Annotated in this window: 10 protein-coding genes; 5 read left to right on the forward strand and 5 right to left on the reverse strand. The window is 67.8% G+C overall.

The genetic code is table 11. The annotated features are described in order from the left end of the window. Window positions 1-112: 112 nt before the first annotated feature. Window positions 113-2,233 carry an alpha/beta hydrolase gene (locus Aple_RS12380; RefSeq protein WP_155344679.1) on the reverse strand — a complete coding sequence of 707 codons (2,121 nt, stop codon included), beginning with the start codon at window positions 2,231-2,233 and terminating at the stop codon, window positions 113-115. A gap of 175 nt (window positions 2,234-2,408) precedes the next feature. On the opposite strand from Aple_RS12380, the gene Aple_RS12385 reads away from it, so the two are divergent. Together Aple_RS12385 and Aple_RS12390 are read left to right on the forward strand one after the other, a co-directional pair. Next, window positions 2,409-2,999, forward strand: coding sequence for a TetR/AcrR family transcriptional regulator (locus Aple_RS12385; protein WP_218038277.1), 591 nt, complete (start codon window positions 2,409-2,411; stop codon window positions 2,997-2,999). A 149-nt stretch (window positions 3,000-3,148) separates the two neighbouring features. Beyond that, a complete protein-coding gene (locus Aple_RS12390) occupies window positions 3,149-3,466 on the forward strand; it encodes a hypothetical protein (protein WP_218038278.1) in 318 nt (105 codons plus the stop codon). A gap of 25 nt (window positions 3,467-3,491) precedes the next feature. Here the strand turns inward: Aple_RS12390 and Aple_RS12395 are convergent, their stop codons facing one another. Then, window positions 3,492-4,868, reverse strand: a complete 1,377-nt coding sequence (locus Aple_RS12395) for a PQQ-dependent sugar dehydrogenase (RefSeq protein WP_218038279.1) — start codon at window positions 4,866-4,868, stop codon at window positions 3,492-3,494. Window positions 4,869-5,039: 171 nt separating this feature from the next. On the opposite strand from Aple_RS12395, the gene Aple_RS52765 reads away from it, so the two are divergent. Continuing rightward, complete coding sequence (locus Aple_RS52765; protein ID WP_174889816.1) at window positions 5,040-5,225, forward strand: hypothetical protein; 186 nt, start codon at window positions 5,040-5,042, stop codon at window positions 5,223-5,225. Here Aple_RS52765 and Aple_RS12405 read toward each other — a convergent pair. The 3 genes from Aple_RS12405 to Aple_RS12415 form a co-directional block, all read right to left on the reverse strand. Beyond that, entirely contained in the window at window positions 5,222-7,348 is a 2,127-nt protein-coding gene (locus tag Aple_RS12405; protein ID WP_155344681.1) for a prolyl oligopeptidase family serine peptidase, read from the reverse strand. The two genes, Aple_RS52765 and Aple_RS12405, sit on opposite strands and share 4 nt — an antisense overlap. 550 nt (window positions 7,349-7,898) lie before the next feature. Then, a complete protein-coding gene (locus Aple_RS12410; protein ID WP_170321428.1) occupies window positions 7,899-9,152 on the reverse strand; it encodes an FG-GAP repeat domain-containing protein in 1,254 nt (417 codons plus the stop codon). Window positions 9,153-9,305: 153 nt separating this feature from the next. Beyond that, entirely contained in the window at window positions 9,306-10,541 is a 1,236-nt protein-coding gene (locus Aple_RS12415; RefSeq protein ID WP_155344683.1) for an esterase/lipase family protein, read from the reverse strand. Window positions 10,542-11,090: 549 nt separating this feature from the next. On the opposite strand from Aple_RS12415, the gene Aple_RS12420 reads away from it, so the two are divergent. After that, window positions 11,091-14,783, forward strand: coding sequence for an nSTAND1 domain-containing NTPase (locus Aple_RS12420; protein WP_155344684.1), 3,693 nt, complete (start codon window positions 11,091-11,093; stop codon window positions 14,781-14,783). Window positions 14,784-15,057: 274 nt separating this feature from the next. Next, on the forward strand, window positions 15,058-15,519 hold the full coding sequence (locus Aple_RS12425) for a hypothetical protein (protein WP_170321429.1): 462 nt from the start codon (window positions 15,058-15,060) through the stop codon (window positions 15,517-15,519). The last annotated feature ends 552 nt before the right edge of the window (window positions 15,520-16,071 follow it).

The raw sequence follows: 16,071 nt of genomic DNA on the forward strand, positions 1-16,071 counted from the left end.
ACGCCTCCTTCAACGCTCGTGGCACACGACCTGACGGATGAATAATCGGCCCCCGCAGAGCCGGACGTCGCTCCGCTGCGCCGTACACGCGAATCTTTATGAGGGCAGCGCCTCAGAGCAGTTCGGCGAGGAGTGTCGCGGCGCGGGCGGCGCCGTCGGTGGTCACGGGACGGTAGACGACCTCGCGGCCGATCTCGGCGGCGATCGCCTCGGCGAGCGAGTCAGGCGTGATGTCGTCGAAGTCCATGCGGCGACCCGCACCGTGGCGCCGCAACCGATGCGCGACATGGAAGTTCTGCTCGAAGTGGTGGCGCAATGGCACATAGATGAACGGGCGGCCCGTGGCGGTGAGCTCCATGCAGGTCGTCAGACCACCCTGGACGATCGCGAGATCGCAGGCGGCGAGGTGGCGGTATAACCGGGGCACATAAGCGTGAATCTCCAGCCCCGCCTGCCGGGGCAGCGAAGCCGGGTCGATGCGGGGGCCCGCGACGACGACCATGCGCAGCCCGGACACGCGTCGCGCGGCTTCGGGGAACGCGGCCACGATCCGGCGCAGGAGATCCTCGCCCACACCAGAGCCGCCGACGGTCACCACACAGACCCGCTCGCCCGGGTGGAAGCCGAGCTCCGCGCGCAGCGCCGCACGGTCGGCGTACTGCTTCGGGTCGAAGCCGGTGACGTAACCGGCGAAGTCGTAGTGCGCTTCGGTCCAGTCGCGGATCATCGGAAGGTCGCGGCCGAACCGTTCGTCCACAATGTCCTCCGGGTCGCCGACGAAGACGGCCCGATCGCGCAGACGCGGGGAGCGCGCGATGTGGTCGATCATTTCCGCGTTGTAGTCCGCCGCGACCAGCGCCTCGCGGTCACCGCCGTCGGCGAAGGGCAGGTAGCCGACGAAGTCGGTCATCCAAGCGTAGGTGAACCGCTTGAGCTCCGGGTTCTCGTGCAGGAAGTGGTCGACGTCCCAGGCCTCGTCGCCGACGACCAGGTCGTACGTCTCCTCGGTTACCAGGTCGTTGAACACCATGAAGTTGGACACCAGAATCTCGTCCATCCGGCGCAGCGCCTGGAAGCAATGCAGGTCGTGTTCGTCCGCCTCGCTCTCGATGTGCGCCGACTCGTTGGCCAGCCACCGGCTGGCGGGGTGTACCCGCTCCCCGGCCTCGTCGAGCACGCGGGTGACCGGGTGCTGGGTGAGCCAGTCGATCCGCACGTCCGGATGCAGTTGGCGCAGCTGGCGGGCGATGGCCAAATCACGCTGGGCATGACCCAGACCGATCGGCGAACACAGGTAGAGGACCCGCTTGCGCCGCCGGTCCCATCGACTCCACGTCCGCCGTCGTGGGGTGGGCGGGCGGAACCGCTCGACGAACTCGCTGATCAGCAAGTTCACCCGGACGGGATCCCGGGCAAGCGGAATGTGGCCGCCTCCCTCCAGGAGGACGAGCTCACCGCCGGTCCTGGCCACGAGCTGCTCGCTGCGCTCCATCGGGATCACGTGGTCCTGGTCGCCGTGAATCGCCAGCAGCGGGCTCCTGATCCGGGAACACCACTCCTCCAGATGCTCCTTGCTCGGTCGCTGCGCCTCGCTCTCCGCCACAAGGACGGCTCCGCTCGTCTCGCGCCCCCAACCGACGCCGTCCTCGATCGCCTTCGTCGAGTGCGGCTCGCTGAAGCACTGACCCATAAAAAACCAGAGGAAGTCGTCGTAGTTCTCCAGCCAGTATTGCCGGTTGTACTTGGCCCAGTGTGCCTGCGGATCAGTGTCCCCCTCCGGCACTCGGGACGCTTCGAGGTTCGGTGCCGGATGGTCCAGCGCCGCCCTGCTCCCGGCGATCGCCGGGCCGATGACGATCGTGCCCAGAACCCGGGACGGGTGGTCGGCGGCCAGTTCGAGCGCCCAGTTGGCGCCTCGTGACAGGGCAACCACGACCGCCTGCTCGGTCTGGGTGGCGTCCAAGACGGTCAGGGCGTAGGCCATCTGGGCGGACTGGCCGTAGGAGTCAGGGCTCAGGGACCGGTCGGAGCGCCCGTTGCCGGGCCCGTCGTAGGTGACCACCCGGTAGTGACGCGCCAGATACGACAGCTGCATCTTCCAGAATCGCTTGTGGATGATCGTCCAGGTGGGCAGCAGGAGGATGGTGGGCCCGCCGTCGCCGTGCACCTCGTAGTGGATCTTCACTCCGAGATGCTCGATGAAGCCCTCCGCGTCCGCGAGTCTTGCCTGCATCGCGCCTCCGCCGCCTCCATGATGCCGCTGTACTCGGCGACAGCCCTCGAGCCGTACGCCATGCGATCAGTTTGCAATGCGGTAATGTCGGTCGATCGACCGACCGACTGGAAGGAAAGTATCATCCGATCGACCGAACGACAAGAACATGTGTCTAAGGGCAGGAGGCGCGACCGTGGGTGACCAGACCGGCGTTACCGCGACCCGGATCCTCGAGGCGGCCCGGTCGCGTCTGCTCGCCGAGGGCTACGCCGGGCTGTCCACCCGCAGAGTCGCCGACATCGCCGGCGTCCCGCTGAGCCAGATCCACTATCACTTCGGCGGCAAACAAGGGCTCGTGCTCTCTCTTCTCGACCATGAGAACAGCCGTCTCGTGGATCGGCAGCGGCGCATGTACAGCGCGGAGGCACCCCTCTGGAAGCGCTACGAGCAGGCCTGTGACCTGCTTGAGGAAGATCTGGCGTCCGGCTACGTCCGGGTCCTTCAGGAGATGATCGCGGCAGGCTGGTCGGATCCCGACTTGGCGCGCCAGGTGCTGGGGATGATGCGGTCGTGGTTCGACATCCTGCAGGAGGTCGCCCGCGAGGCGGAAGGCCGTTTCGGCAAGCTGGGCCCGTTCGCGGCCACCGATGTCGCGGGGCTGGTCGGCCTGGCATTCCTCGGCGGCGAGGCCCTCATACTGCTCGGTGACGAGCAGTGGGGCCGGCAGGCCCGGGCGTGGCTGCGCAGCATCGGTGACCTCATCCGGCAGGTCGAGGAGGCCTGAGCGTCCCGTAGAGCCAAGACACCGGAATCCGATGGGGGCTGCCAGAATCCCGCCGTATCCGCATCCTCGGCGCCACCGCGCACCCCACCGGAGCGTGGGTCACCCAGCTCGCCCGCAACCTCGTCATGGATTTAGAGGAGGCAGGCAGCATGGCCGGATTCCTCATCCACGACCGCGACACCAAGTTCACCACCGCCTTCGACGCCGTGCTCGTCGATGCCGGCGTGAAGGTCATCAGGACCGGCATTCGGATCCCGCGAATGAACTCGATCATGGAGCGGTGGATCCAAACGTGCCGACACGAGCTGCTGGACCACCTGCTCATCTGGAACCAACGCCACGTGCTACACGCCCTGCGCGAGTTCGAGACGTTCCACCAGACGGCCAGCCGGACACGCCCCTGCTCGCTGATGACTTGGATTAACGACGCATCCGGCGAACGGATGCTCGGCGACCTCATCAAGTAGGTACAGCTAAGCCATCGGTGGGTCGTCAGCTGCCGGGCGTGAGCCGGTAGACGAGGCCGGCGTGGTCGTCGGTGACGTAGATCGAGCCGTCAGGGCCGGGCACGGCGGCGACGGAACGGCCCCATCGGGAGCCGTCCGGGTTCTGGAACCCGGTGACCAGCTCGGTCGGCACCCCGAGCGTGGCCGTGGCGTCGTCCCATGCGCTGTAGGCGATATACGGCGGGCGAGGTGGCTGCCGGTTCCAGGATCCGTGCGTGGTGATGAGCGCCCCGTTGCCGAGCGTTCTGGGCAGCGCGGAGCCGCGGGTGAAGGCGAACCCGAGCGGAGCGCTGTGGGCGGGCAGGCCGACCATCGTGTGGCCGATGCTGCCACAATTCAGAGTCCGGCCGTCCGGGTTGTTGATCGGGTCGTTCACGAACGGCAGGTCCAGCAGATCCTTGCGGCCGCGCGAGTCCGGCACGCAGTACGGCCAGCCCAGGTCGGTCCCGGGCGTGATCCGCGAGATCTGGTCGACCGGGTTCTCGTTGATGTACTCCCGCACCGTCTTCGCGTACTGGCCGGTGTCGTCGCGGAACGGGTAGGGCTGGTTGTCGGACTGATTGACCGCGACGAACAGGGTGCCGTCCGGCGCGAACGACAGGCCGAAGCCGTTGCGGACTCCGACGGCGATCATGCGGTTCCCGGTCCCGTCGAGCCCGACTCGCCAGATGGTGCCGCGCTCGGGGGTGGAGGTGCGATCCACCGGGTCGCGGTTCGTGCCCGAGCCGATGTTGTAGTAGACGACGCCGTCCCCCACGGCGACCGCTTTGCTGCCGTGACCACCGCCGGGCAGCCCGTCGATGATCACCCGGCGGTTCGTCACGGCGCCGCCGGCGTAGTCCCACGCGACGAGCCGGGTCGCCTCGCCGACGACCAGGATCGTGCGACCGTCCTGCTCGGTGAACACCACGCCCTGCGGGTTGGCCAGGCCGTCCAGCAGCGTCGTCACGGTCGGCGCCCTCCCGGCGGAGGTCGGCGCGAGAATCGACACCACACCGCGACGCCCGGTGGAGACGACCAGGCGACCGTCCGGGCTCCATGCCGCCACCCGAGCGTCCGGCACATCGGCCCATACCTCTGCGGTCCACCCCTCCGGCAGGTTCAGCGAGCGGCCGCTCGCCATGCCCGCGTCGGCGCCGCCGGCGACCGTGAGGGGCACCGGGGACAGCGGACCGATTCCCCGCCCGGCCGCGAGGGGCTCAGGCGAAGCGGCCGCCGGCGTGACCGCCGGCAGGCCCGCGTCGCGACCGCCCGCCGCACTCGCGCACGCGCCGACCCCAAGGAGCAGCGCTCCGGCAACGACGCGCACGCCGATCGTTCGCAGCCCCAAGCTCATCTCCTGCACGGAGTGGAACGTCTGCATATCCTGACGGTAAGCGTTCTGGCCGCTCAGACGGGGACCGACACTGCCCCTCAGCCTGGGAGTCGGGAGTCGTCGATCCGTCGCCGAGGGCATGTCGAACGTCGGCGGCCGGCGCAGGGGATAGAGCCGTCCGGCCCTTCTGGCCGCGATGACGCCGCCGTCGATGAGGATATGGCCAAGCCCGTCTTCAGGCCGGAGGACCGGTTCCTCCTGTCTGGACTGCTCCACCATCTGCCGATAGACAAGCTCCAGCAGCTGGCGCCGGTGGTCCGCCCCGACACGATCATGCGCTGGCACCGTCACCTGCTTAACGGCGACACGCCCGGCAGCATGGCCGGATTCCGCCATTATTCTTAGTGTGGTTCTGCGGCAGTCTCATGAGGGCGCATGGTTGTCTTTTCCGGTGATAGACCGGTGTATTTTCCGGCGAAGGCAAGGATGTCTGCGGTCAGGGCGCGTTCTTTGCTCGCGGGAAAGGCGGCGTGGGCGGTATCCGGTTCTCGGCGCATGAGGATCGGTCGATCACTGCCGGTGGCATGTTGGAGGGCCGCGCACATTTTGGTGACGTGGGCCTCCCCGGTCTGCAGATCGATTACCGCGCCGGTGAGGAGGAATGCGGGATAAGGGGCTCCGGGCGTGATGTTGTGGTAGGGAGAGTATGTGAGTAGCCATTGGAGCTGTTCGGGTTGGGAGGCGGTACCGAATTCGTCCGTCCACGTGCATCCCAGGCCGAAATTCTCGTAGCGCACCATGTCACACAGCGGGCCTTCGGCGATAATCGCGGCGTACAGGTCTGGTCGCTGTGTGGCGGCGGCGGTGACCAGTAGTCCGCCGGCGGATTGGCCAAAGATCGCCAGTTGGTCGCGGGTGGTTCGACCGGTGTCGATGAGCCAGGTCGCGGCGTCGTTGAAGTCGCTGATCGCGCGATGTTTGTGTGGTCCGCGACCGGCGTCGTGCCAGTGCTGGCCTTCTTCGCCGCCTCCGCGTACACAGGCGATCGCGTAGGTGCCGCCGGCGCTGACCCATGCGGCGGCCAGGGGGAAGAACCACGGGCGCATCGGCATGCCGAAACTGCCGTAGCCGTAAAGGAGGGTGGGGCGGGGGCCCTGATGTTCTTCAGCTGGAGTGAACAGGAGCAGCGTGATCTCGGCACCGTCGCCGGCGGGATAGCGAACGCTGCGGCTGCGGATTTCTGGAGTACGTCCGGCTATTGTGGTGCCGGTTTCTTGTTCCGTCTTCCCGCTGGCGGCGTCGTAGCGATAGATGGTGGGGGGTGTTGTCGCGTCGCAGTAACTGAACCGCGCGTGACGTCCGGGTGGGATGTTGGTGCGCAGGGATGACACGACGCCCGCGCCGGGAAGGGGCAGATCGGTGAGCAGCCGACCGCTGGCCAGGTCGTGCAGTGCCAGGGCGGAGGTGCCGTGGCGGGTGCGTGCCACCAGCAGGAGGGGCCGCGGAAGTGCCGGGTCGTCCAGGACCAGACACTCGTCCAAGGGGGCTTGTGGATCTTCGGCTACCAGCGTCCGCCATGTGGCCGGGTCGGTGTCGCGCCAGTGCGCCGTACAGATGCGGCCACACGGGGCCTGGTAGTCGGTGACCAGCAGCAGATTGCCATCCGTGAGGAAGCGTGGGAGAACACGGGCGCGTATGGTGCCTCCGTCCACGATCTTGATGAGACGCGGGGCTTCGGGATCGACGAGCTCGGCCACGTACACATCGTTGTGCGAGGCGGGCCCAACCGTCGCCGTGATCGCCAGATAACGGCCGTCGGCGCTGACCGTGAGCCCGTAATAGTGGTCTGGGGCATCCTCGCCGCCGAACACCACCGCGTCGGTCTGCCAGGGCGAACCGATCCGATGCAACCGCACCCGCCGTTGCAGACGCATGTCGCCGGGGGCTAGTTCCTCATCGGGAAGACGGCTGACGTAGTAGAACGCGTCTCCTCCCGGCAGCCAGGCCAGCGAGGTGTTACGGGCGCGTGGTAACGGCCCGTCCACCGTCTCGCCGGTACGCACGTCCAGCACCATGATGTCGCTGCCGGGCTGCTCGGCGACCTCCATTTGAACAGCCACACGTTCGCCCTCGCGCGATGGCCACCAGGAATACAGCCCGGTATGGCCGGACGGATCGATCTCTGCCGGATCGACAAGCACCCGCCTGTTCCCCTCGGCGTCAACGACGAGCAGGCGCTGTTGCTCATCCCCACGGAGCTGCTCGGCAAGAAACATGACCGAACCACGCGCCATCGGAGGCTCCGACACGCCGAAGGATGACACCTGATCCACCAAAGACGCCCACGATTGCCTTTCACGCCATCCGGCGCGATACGCGTGGAAGAGGCGATCCTGGGCCTTAGCCCAATCCCGCACACGCGCGTCATCGCCGTCTTCCAGCCACCGGTAGGGATCGGAAACCGGGAATCCGAACAGATCCTCCACCACATCGCCGCGCCAAGCAGCCGGGTAAAACAATCGCGCCACAAACGCCCCCAACGCATCGCGTCGCCTGCCATGGGCGAGGTACTGCGGCCTATACGCACCGCAGTACCTCGGCCCACTCAGTTATGACTCGCCACGAAGAATGTTGGCCAGCCAGCCGCGTACGCCCCCAATGCGAGCAGCCGGACCGGTCTCGCGATACGGTAGGTGTCCATTCATGCCAGCCTCCCGGATCTGTTGATTCACCCAGAATGGGTGATTACGACACCAGCGTTCCCGTGCCTGCGATTGATAAACACAGGCGCCGCTCTTAGATCCTCGATAAATGCGGACTGGAGGGCGGGTCGGCCATATTGACTATTCTCCTGCTAAAATTTATGCAAGAGAAGAAGGTATCTGGTATGCTATGTGAAGATCGATCCCGCGCGATGCGAGATAACACCCGCTATGAATTCCTCTGGCCGTGTTGCCCGTCGATCCGCCGGTGCGGGCGATGCGGTGGGAGTCGATGGAGATGGAGTTCTCGACTGTGCGGGCGAATTGATGGCATTTAAGATGACAGCTGGGAGAGCCCGCTCTCAATGCCGATCGGTCAGGAAGGCTGGCTCCAGCCGAGACCGCTGAGGGCCTTGACGCTGAGCCTTTGGGAGCCGTCGAGCCCGCCGTTGGGAAGGATCTCCAGTTCTCCGTGGCCGTAGACGCCAGGTAAGCCCGCGATGATATCGGCGCGGTAGTCGCCGCGGACGTTCGTCAGCCGCAGGGTCGTGCCGTATCTGCTCTCGTAGGTGTAGTGCGAGTACTTCCAGATCGGCTTTGCGCCTACGCCCGTAGCGGTTCCGGCGTACAACACGGCCCAGTCGTGGTCGCCGTCGGTGGCGAAGTGAACGGCCAGGTCGGCGCGGCCGTCGCCGGTGACATCGCCGAGGGTGAGGTTGGACGGGTAGCCGTCCTCTGGCGGCAAGCTCTGCGCCGGGTCAAAGCCGTTTCCCTGGCTGAGCTGGACGAGTACCCGGTATGTCGGGTCGTCCCCGTCGGTCGAGGTGATCCGGACGAGGTCGGCTTTCTGGTCGCCGTTGACGTCGCCGACGGCGAGGTCGCGGGCGGCCCGCTCGGTGGGAGTGATCGACCAGGCGCCCTGGAGCGAGAGCCCCGACGGGGAGCCGGGCACGACCGTGATCCGCTGCGGCCCTACGGCGTCGGGCCAGCTCACGCGGTGCTCAGTGGCCACGAGGTCGGGACGCCGATCGCCGTTGATGTCGCCGATTGCGAGTTTCGCGCCGAACTGCGGGGCGCCGTTGGTGAAGCGTGCGGCCACGCGCAGGCCGTACGTGCTCCCGCGCAGCACAACGATCTGCTTGTTCCCGGTGACGGCCACGTCCGCGTACCCGTCACCGTCGAAGTCGGCTGAGGCCATGGCGGGTGTGGTGGCGGGCCAGGGGATCACTTTGGCGTCCTCGCCACGCAGTCCGTTCTTCGAGCCGCGGAAGACCACGAGCTTCTTAGCGGCGGACGCCAGGACATCGGCGTAGCCGTCCTTATCGAAGTCGCCCGTGGTGAGCGCCCGCCCGAGATTCTCCCTGGCGACGGGAACGGGGAGCATGACGATGTGTTCCTTGCCGGAGACCTTCTTCGAGCCGCCGAAGTAGACGAGGACTCCGCCGGCCTCACTCTTGCCCCTAGCCTTCAGGAGGTGGAGCCCCGCGATGACGTCAACCCGCCCGTCCCCGTTGACGTCCCCCGCTTTGGCCGGCCCTGAGGGCTTGGCCGCGGCGGGGGTCGCGACCCCCGCCAACCCGACCGCGACGGCCATGACGAGACCCTTCCACATGCTGGCAGTCACGCGCATGACCATCTCCCTCGGCACCGGCAGGGCTGGCGGACGGTTGATCACGTAGGGCCGCTGGCTCTTGATCAGCCGCCACGTCGGTGAGTGCGGATGAGCGCCTCCCGGCTGAGGCCCGACAAATCCTATGAAGAACTCGCGGGTCAGACCTCTCCGTCAGCCGAGCCAGGTGGTGAGCTGGGTCATCGCGGTGGCAGACCATCCGAGTTTGAGGTGGTTGAGGCTGAGCGTGGTCGTACCGGCTCCAGTGGTGATGCCGTCGGGGGCGGTGCAGCTGGCGACGAAGACCGCGCCGTCGGAGGGGCCGGTGTGCTCATTGTGCAGCAGCGCCATGTCCGGAGAGTTGCCGCACAGCTGGTAGACGGCCACGCTCGCCGGGGTGCCCGCGGCGATCAGCGGGCTGACCAGGGAGCCGCGGTCGATGGCCCACTGGATGCCGCGGCCGTAGGTGTAGAAACCGGTGCCGCCGTAGTAGGTGGTGTACCAGTCCTGCTCGGTGACGGGCAGCGGGTAGACGTCGTCCCAGCGGTAGAGCATGTCGTCCGAGCCCGGGTAGGCGTTACCCTCGTAGCTCAGCTCGGGGTGGTTGCGCCACAGGCCGTAGCAGATCATCTTCGAGTGCGGGGCGGGCGCGTTCAACGTTCCCCCACATTCGGGAAATATCGCGAAATCGTGGGTCCAGCCGTGCCGGTAGCCCCAGTCGAAGCCCTTGTTCGGACCGCCCACCAGCAGCAGCTTGCGAACATCGCCCGCGTACGGCGTGCCCCACGGCTGCCGCAGCGAGGAGACGTACATGCGCGCGTTGAAGGCCCCCTTCGACCAGCCGATCACGTCCACCTGCGCCGCACCGGTCTTGGCCCTGATCTTGGCCACCGCGTCGGCTATCTGCTCGGCCCAGTAGTGGCCATCGCCCGTGACGTGCGGGAACCCGATCGCGAAGACCTTGTAGCCGCGTGCGTCCAGATACTGCATGAGCCCCGTTGTGGGACAGCTGGCCTGGCCGCAGCCGTAGGCCCCGCGGGCGTTGGGGTTGGCCCAGGCCAGGTCGGCCGTCTGGTTGGCGCCGTGGACCAGCAGCACCGGGGTGGCCTTGGTGCCGCTCTGCCAGCCGGGCGCGTGGTAGAGCAGAAACCTGGAGGAATGCGGCCGGGCGACGTCGCCGAACAACCGCCTGGTCTGACCAGTGTGATCGCCCCGACCGTCGGGAGGATACGTCTCGGCCTGGAACCCGGAGGAGTTGTCGCGGTAGCGCTCCACCAGCGCCCAGCCGTTCTCCAGCGAGGTCGTGTAGCTCGCCTCCAGCGTCACCGAAGCGGAGGCGTCCGCCGGTAACGCCGACACCAGCAGGCCCGCCACCAAGGTCGTGGCCGCAGCGATTCGCCTGAGAATCATCACATCTCCCGTCAGCCGATCGTGATGTCACCTTCTTCCTCGCAATTGACCGGTGCAATATGGGCCGCGCCCACCTCGCGGCCCACCGATATGTGGAGATCCAGACTGAGAAGAATGTGTGGGGAGGGCTACAGCCGGGGCCGTCACAGTGAGAGATCGCGTGGCGACAGCGCAGCCCGACGGTGCCGGCCGCCGGGCGGGCGGTTGGAGCAGGACGCGCAGGCCCACCAGCGCCACGAGCAGAGCCACATCTGTAACCAACGTCCCTCCTTGATCGGGATACTTCCGTCCGGCTTCCTTGCAGCGGCATCGAATGGCGCGTACAGGCCGACCGCGTTATGTTCTGGGAAGCGGGATCGGCAGATGATCTCCGGCGACTCGCCCTCATGCGTATGACTTGGTGTAGTGCTGGCGGGGGTTGTCCGGCACCCCGTACGGACGGTGCCGGAATGTGACGGCGACCTGCGTGTTCTGTGGCCTGCGGGACAGCCACGGACGGCTCGCGCTGGACAATGCAGGGGGTCTGGTTTCGCCCAGGGGGTGATCGGGATGCCACGTCCAGAGCGGGTGATCGATCCGGCGGACGGTGTCGTTGAGCGGTTCGCGGTCGAGTTGCGCCGGCTGCGCCGCGGTGCGGGCAATCCCGGTTACCGGGAGCTGGCGCGGCGGGTGCACTACTCGGCTACGACGCTGGCGGAGGCGGCGGCGGGCAACCGGCTGCCGACGCTGGCGGTGACGCTGGCCTACGTGCGGGGCTGCGGCGGGGACGTCACCGCGTGGGAGGCGCACTGGCACTCCGCCGCGGCCGAGCTCGACGCGGTCAATGGCGCGGACAGGCGTCCTCCCTATCTGGGACTGGCGGTCTACGCTCCGCAGGACGCCGACCGATTCTTCGGCCGGGAGCGGATGCTGGCGGTGCTGGTCGAGCGTCTGGGCCGGCAGCGGTTCGTGGCGGTGGTGGGGGCGTCGGGGTCGGGCAAGTCGTCGTTGCTGCGCGCCGGGCTGCTGCCGTCTCTGGCGGCGGACGACCGGTTCACGCTGCTGTTCACACCTGGTTCGCATCCGCTGCGCGAATGCGCGGTCCGGCTCGGTGCCGAGTTGGGGCTGGCGCCGGGGAGCCTGGTCGCCGACCTCAATGATCATCAGAGCAATCTCGGGCTGGCGATGCGTCAGCTGCTGCTCGCGCGGCCGCCGGGCAGCGAAGCGCTCCTGGTCGTCGATCAGTTCGAGGAGGTGTTCACGCTGTGCGCGGACGCCGGGGAGCGAGAGCGGTTCATCGCCGCGCTGGCGGCCGCGGCGTCTGACGCCGACAACCGGGTCAGGGTGGTGCTCGGGCTGCGCGCCGACTTCTACGCCCACTGCGCCCGCCTGCCCGTACTGGTGGAGGTGCTGCAGGACGCGCAAGTCATGGTCAAGCCCATGAACGCCGACGAGTTACGCGATGTGGTCACGCGACCGGCCACCGGCGCGGGGCTCACCGTCGAAGACGGTCTGGTGGCCACGATCCTCGCCGAGGCCGGCGAGCAGCCCGGCGCGCTGCCGTTCGTCTCGCACGCGCTGTGGGAGACCTGGCAGAATCGGTCGGACGGAGCCCTCACGCTCGCGGACTACCATGCGCGCGGCGGAGTGCGCGGCGCCATCGCACAGACCGCCGAGCGCGAGTTCGACGGGTTCGGACCGGCGGAACGACAGGCCGCCCGGCGGATCTTCCTCAGGCTGATCGCGCTCGGGGACGGCACCGAGGACACGCGCAGGCCCATCGACCGCGCCGAGCTCGACGGAGTCGCCGATCCACCTGTCATCGCGGGCGTGCTCGACCGCCTCGTCGAGGCGCGGCTCGTCGTCCTGGACGAAGACACCGTCGAGGTCGCCCACGAAGCCCTGATCCGGGCCTGGCCACGCCTGAACCACTGGCTGACCGAAGACCGAGCCGATCTGCTGGTGCACCGGCGGCTGACCGAGGCCGCCCTCATCTGGGACTCGCTGGAACGCGATCAGAGTGCGGTGTATCGCGGAGCCCAGCTGGCGGCCGCGGCGGCGTGGGCCGAACGGCATCCCGAGGAGCCGAACCTCCTGGAGCAGGCGTTCCTGCGGGCCGGCCACGAACTGCGGGAGGCCGAGGAACGCACCGCGCGGCACCAGATCCGCCTGCTGCGCCGGCTGCTCACGGCGATGGCGGTGCTGCTGGTCCTGGCCCTGGTCGGCGGTGTGGCGGCCATCTGGCGCGGCGTCGAGGCGCGTAACCAGCAGGTGATCACGCTGGCCCGGCACCTGTCCGGAGAGTCGCGGCTGCTTTCTTCCTCCGATCCCGACTTGGCCGCGCTGCTGGCGATCACCGCCTTCCGCCTCAACCCCGACGCCGACAGCAGGGGCAGTCTGCTCAGCGCCGCGGCGGTGCCGCGCAGGGTGGAGCTCGACAGCGGCTCGTCAGCCGTCTACCACCTCGCCTTCAACCAGGACGCCACGCTGCTCGCTTCCGGGGACGCCAGTGGGAATGTCATCCTGTGGTCGCCGGTGACCCGTACGAAGGTGGCCGCATTCCCCGGACGCGGCGGCTACATCTCCCGCGTGGCCTTCAGCGACGACGGAACCCTGCTGGCCGCCGCGAGCGTCACCGGCGCGGGCGGGTTGATCACCGTGTGGGACGTGCCGACCCGTCGCAAACTGGCCGAGAGGACCGTTGCCATCCCCTCACCCGCGCTCGCCCTCAGCCCCGACGGAGCAACGGTCGCGGTCGGCGCCACGAACGGGGACATCGCCTTATGGGACTGGGCCCGCGACTCGTGGGCCGCACACGGGCACAGCGGACGGCCGAAGCAGGTACGGACGCTCACTTTCAGTCCCGACGGGCAGCTGCTGGTGTCGGTACGGGTGGGCGAGAAGCCGGTGGTGCTGAACGCGACGACGTTCACGAAGCTGGCCGAGCTCGACGCCGACGAGGTGCACGCGCTGATGTTCGCCCCTACGGGCAGGACGCTGGCCACCGCCTCCTACCGCGGGGGCGTCCGGCTGTGGGATCTGGACGAACCAGCCGCGCCCAAGCTCGCCGCGAGCCTGCCCGCGCAGCCGACCTACGCCTGGAGCATCTCCGCCCCCGTACATGGCAAGATCGCCGTGGCCGACGAGAACGGGACCGTCAACATCTGGGACACCACCCGCCGTGAAGTCCTGTGCACCTACCAGGACAGGGGTCTCACCGAGACCGTGTCGCTCGCGCTGTCCAGAGACGGCACCACCCTGGCTTCCTCCGGATTCGGTAGGTTCATCGCGCTGCGCACCCCTGTCCTGCCGCCCTTCGCCGGGCACGCCACACCCGTGAACGACCTGGCCGCCGACGGGCGGACAATCGCCTCGGCCGGGGACGACGGTACCGTGCGGCTGTGGGATCCCGGCGGCCGGCAGGTGGCCGTACTGCCCGGGCATGATGACCAGCTGCTGGGCGTGGCGCTCAGCGGGAACGGCCGCCTGCTGGCGGCCCTGGCGCGGGACCACGCCGTCACATTGTGGGACGTCGACGCGCGCCGGCGGCATGGGTCGGAGATCCGCTTCAGCGGCTTCGGCGCCTCCACCGACGTGGCGCTGGACACGACCGGGGACCGGATCGCGGTGGCGTCCCTGTACCGGTTCCTGTGGCATCGGGGCATAAGGGTCTCCTTGGACCCCGCCGTACCCAGGACAGCCTCAGCGGTGGCCTTCAGCCCTGACGGGCGGCTGCTGGTGTCCGCGAGCCCGACCGGCAGGCTCGTTATCCGCGACCTGACAACGAGCGAGGACGGCAAAGTGATCGAGACGGGGCAGGGTGCGCTGCAGGACGTGGCCATCAGCCCGGACGGCCGGCTCGCCGCCACGGCCGGAGCCGATCGCACCGTGAAGCTCTGGTCCCTGTCCGACGGCGGACTCGTCGCCACGCTGAGCGGGCACAGCAAATCGGTGTCGGCGGTCAGCTTCAGCCGGGACGGGCGCCGCCTCGCCTCAGCCGGTGAGGACCAGACCGTCCTGGTGTGGGACATCAGGAGCGGGCAGCGTACGGAAACCCTCTCCGGCCACCAGTCGGCGATCCGATCGCTGGCGTTCACCGCCGACGGCTCGCTCATCGCGGGCGCCGACGACGGGCGGATCATTCGCTGGGGCTTCGACACGGAAGCGGCCGTGTCGGCGTTGTGCGCGGCGATCGGGCGGGATCTGACGGAACGGGAGCGGCAGGAGTACGGCCCATCGATTCCGCGTGAGCCCACGTGCTGACAGGTCTGTTGGAAGCCCCGCCGCTTCCTGGACGTGGCTGGGTCGTAGCCGCGTAGAGCAAGCACGCATTTCAGGATCGAGAAGCCGCAACCAGACCCCCTGCATTGTCCAGCGCGAGCCGCCCGTGGCTGTCCCGCGGGCCGCAGAACACGCACATCGCCGTCACATTGTCCGCACGTTGTCCGGCACCGCCCGCACAGGGTGCCGGACAACCTCCGCCAGCACTACACCAGGTCATACGCAACAAGTCGCGGCATTCAACGGAGGAACATTCATGGTCAAACGTGTCGTTAGGGTCATGCTGATGGTCGTGATGGCCGGCATATCGCTAGCCCCGACCTCGGCTCAGGCCGCGTCGCAGGGAACGGGGGCTGTGCTCGTGGGACGGGTCTCCAATGGGACCTCGTACGACATCACCGCCGTACGATTCAACACGAGCGTCGATCACACTGATTGCACCGTCTGGAACGGTGTCAACGGCGGCCCCGCGCGAAGTGAGTACACATTCACGACATGCCAGCGCTACAACATCGGGGCTGGCACCATCTCCGGCACCCTGCTCGATCTAGACGGCTTCAGGCCCGCCTTGAGCTACCCCCCGAGTTACTACATGGTCAGATTCGGATCAGGCGCCTGGCGAGTGATCGACTGGTACCACTACACCCGCATCACCGACAGCGAGTACGTCGGATGCAAGAACGGCTCCGTCTACATGGAGTGCACGATCTACGGCTAAGGGTTGGACGCAACGCACCGGGACGCGGGCCTCCTGAAGCAACGTCCCATGAAGATCGGTTTCGTTGCGATAGAGGCAGGGCTGACCTGCGGCCGACCTCGGCTACAACGACCTCGCCGCACGGACAACGGCGATGGACGAGGATCGCGGGTACGGCCTGATGCGGGAGATCCTCCAGCGCGCCCAGCGACCCGGGGAGTACGGGCCGACGTCACACTCGCTGACATGGCCTTCGTAGTCTGAGGAGCGGCGGAGACCATCAGAACCAGCCACGAGGTGGCGCCGGGAGCCGGGCGGCGCCACCTCGCTCTGCATTTCCTACCACTCCGGACGATGCTGGTGCTTCCGCACCGGAACGGGGTGGGGTATCCCCGCTACAGCAAGTTCGGAGGAAGCCCTCACCGTTTCGCGGCCCGCCTGCGTGGCTGCAAAGTATCGGATGACCGACGAGCATCAGGCCGTGAAATTGGAGGCCATACGCGATCGGCTGGTTGTAGCAGCGGCCGGGCGATCTGCCAGCGCAGCACAGCGACCTCGCGCCGCACTATTGAT

Source organism: Acrocarpospora pleiomorpha, from assembly GCF_009687885.1.
In the GTDB taxonomy this organism is placed as follows: Bacteria; Actinomycetota; Actinomycetes; order Streptosporangiales; family Streptosporangiaceae; genus Acrocarpospora; species Acrocarpospora pleiomorpha.

What these genes read in the sequence shown, in the direction of transcription:
- Aple_RS12380 (WP_155344679.1), bottom strand. Translation starts at nt 2,233, where the DNA reads ATGCAGGCAAGACTCGCGGACGCGGAGGGCTTCATCGAGCATCTCGGA.
- Aple_RS12390 (WP_218038278.1), top strand. Translation starts at nt 3,149, where the DNA reads ATGGCCGGATTCCTCATCCACGACCGCGACACCAAGTTCACCACCGCC.
- Aple_RS12395 (WP_218038279.1), bottom strand. Translation starts at nt 4,868, where the DNA reads ATGCAGACGTTCCACTCCGTGCAGGAGATGAGCTTGGGGCTGCGAACG.
- Aple_RS52765 (WP_174889816.1), top strand. Translation starts at nt 5,040, where the DNA reads ATGGCCAAGCCCGTCTTCAGGCCGGAGGACCGGTTCCTCCTGTCTGGA.
- Aple_RS12410 (WP_170321428.1), bottom strand. Translation starts at nt 9,152, where the DNA reads ATGCGCGTGACTGCCAGCATGTGGAAGGGTCTCGTCATGGCCGTCGCG.
- Aple_RS12415 (WP_155344683.1), bottom strand. Translation starts at nt 10,541, where the DNA reads ATGATTCTCAGGCGAATCGCTGCGGCCACGACCTTGGTGGCGGGCCTG.
- Aple_RS12420 (WP_155344684.1), top strand. Translation starts at nt 11,091, where the DNA reads ATGCCACGTCCAGAGCGGGTGATCGATCCGGCGGACGGTGTCGTTGAG.
- Aple_RS12425 (WP_170321429.1), top strand. Translation starts at nt 15,058, where the DNA reads ATGGTCAAACGTGTCGTTAGGGTCATGCTGATGGTCGTGATGGCCGGC.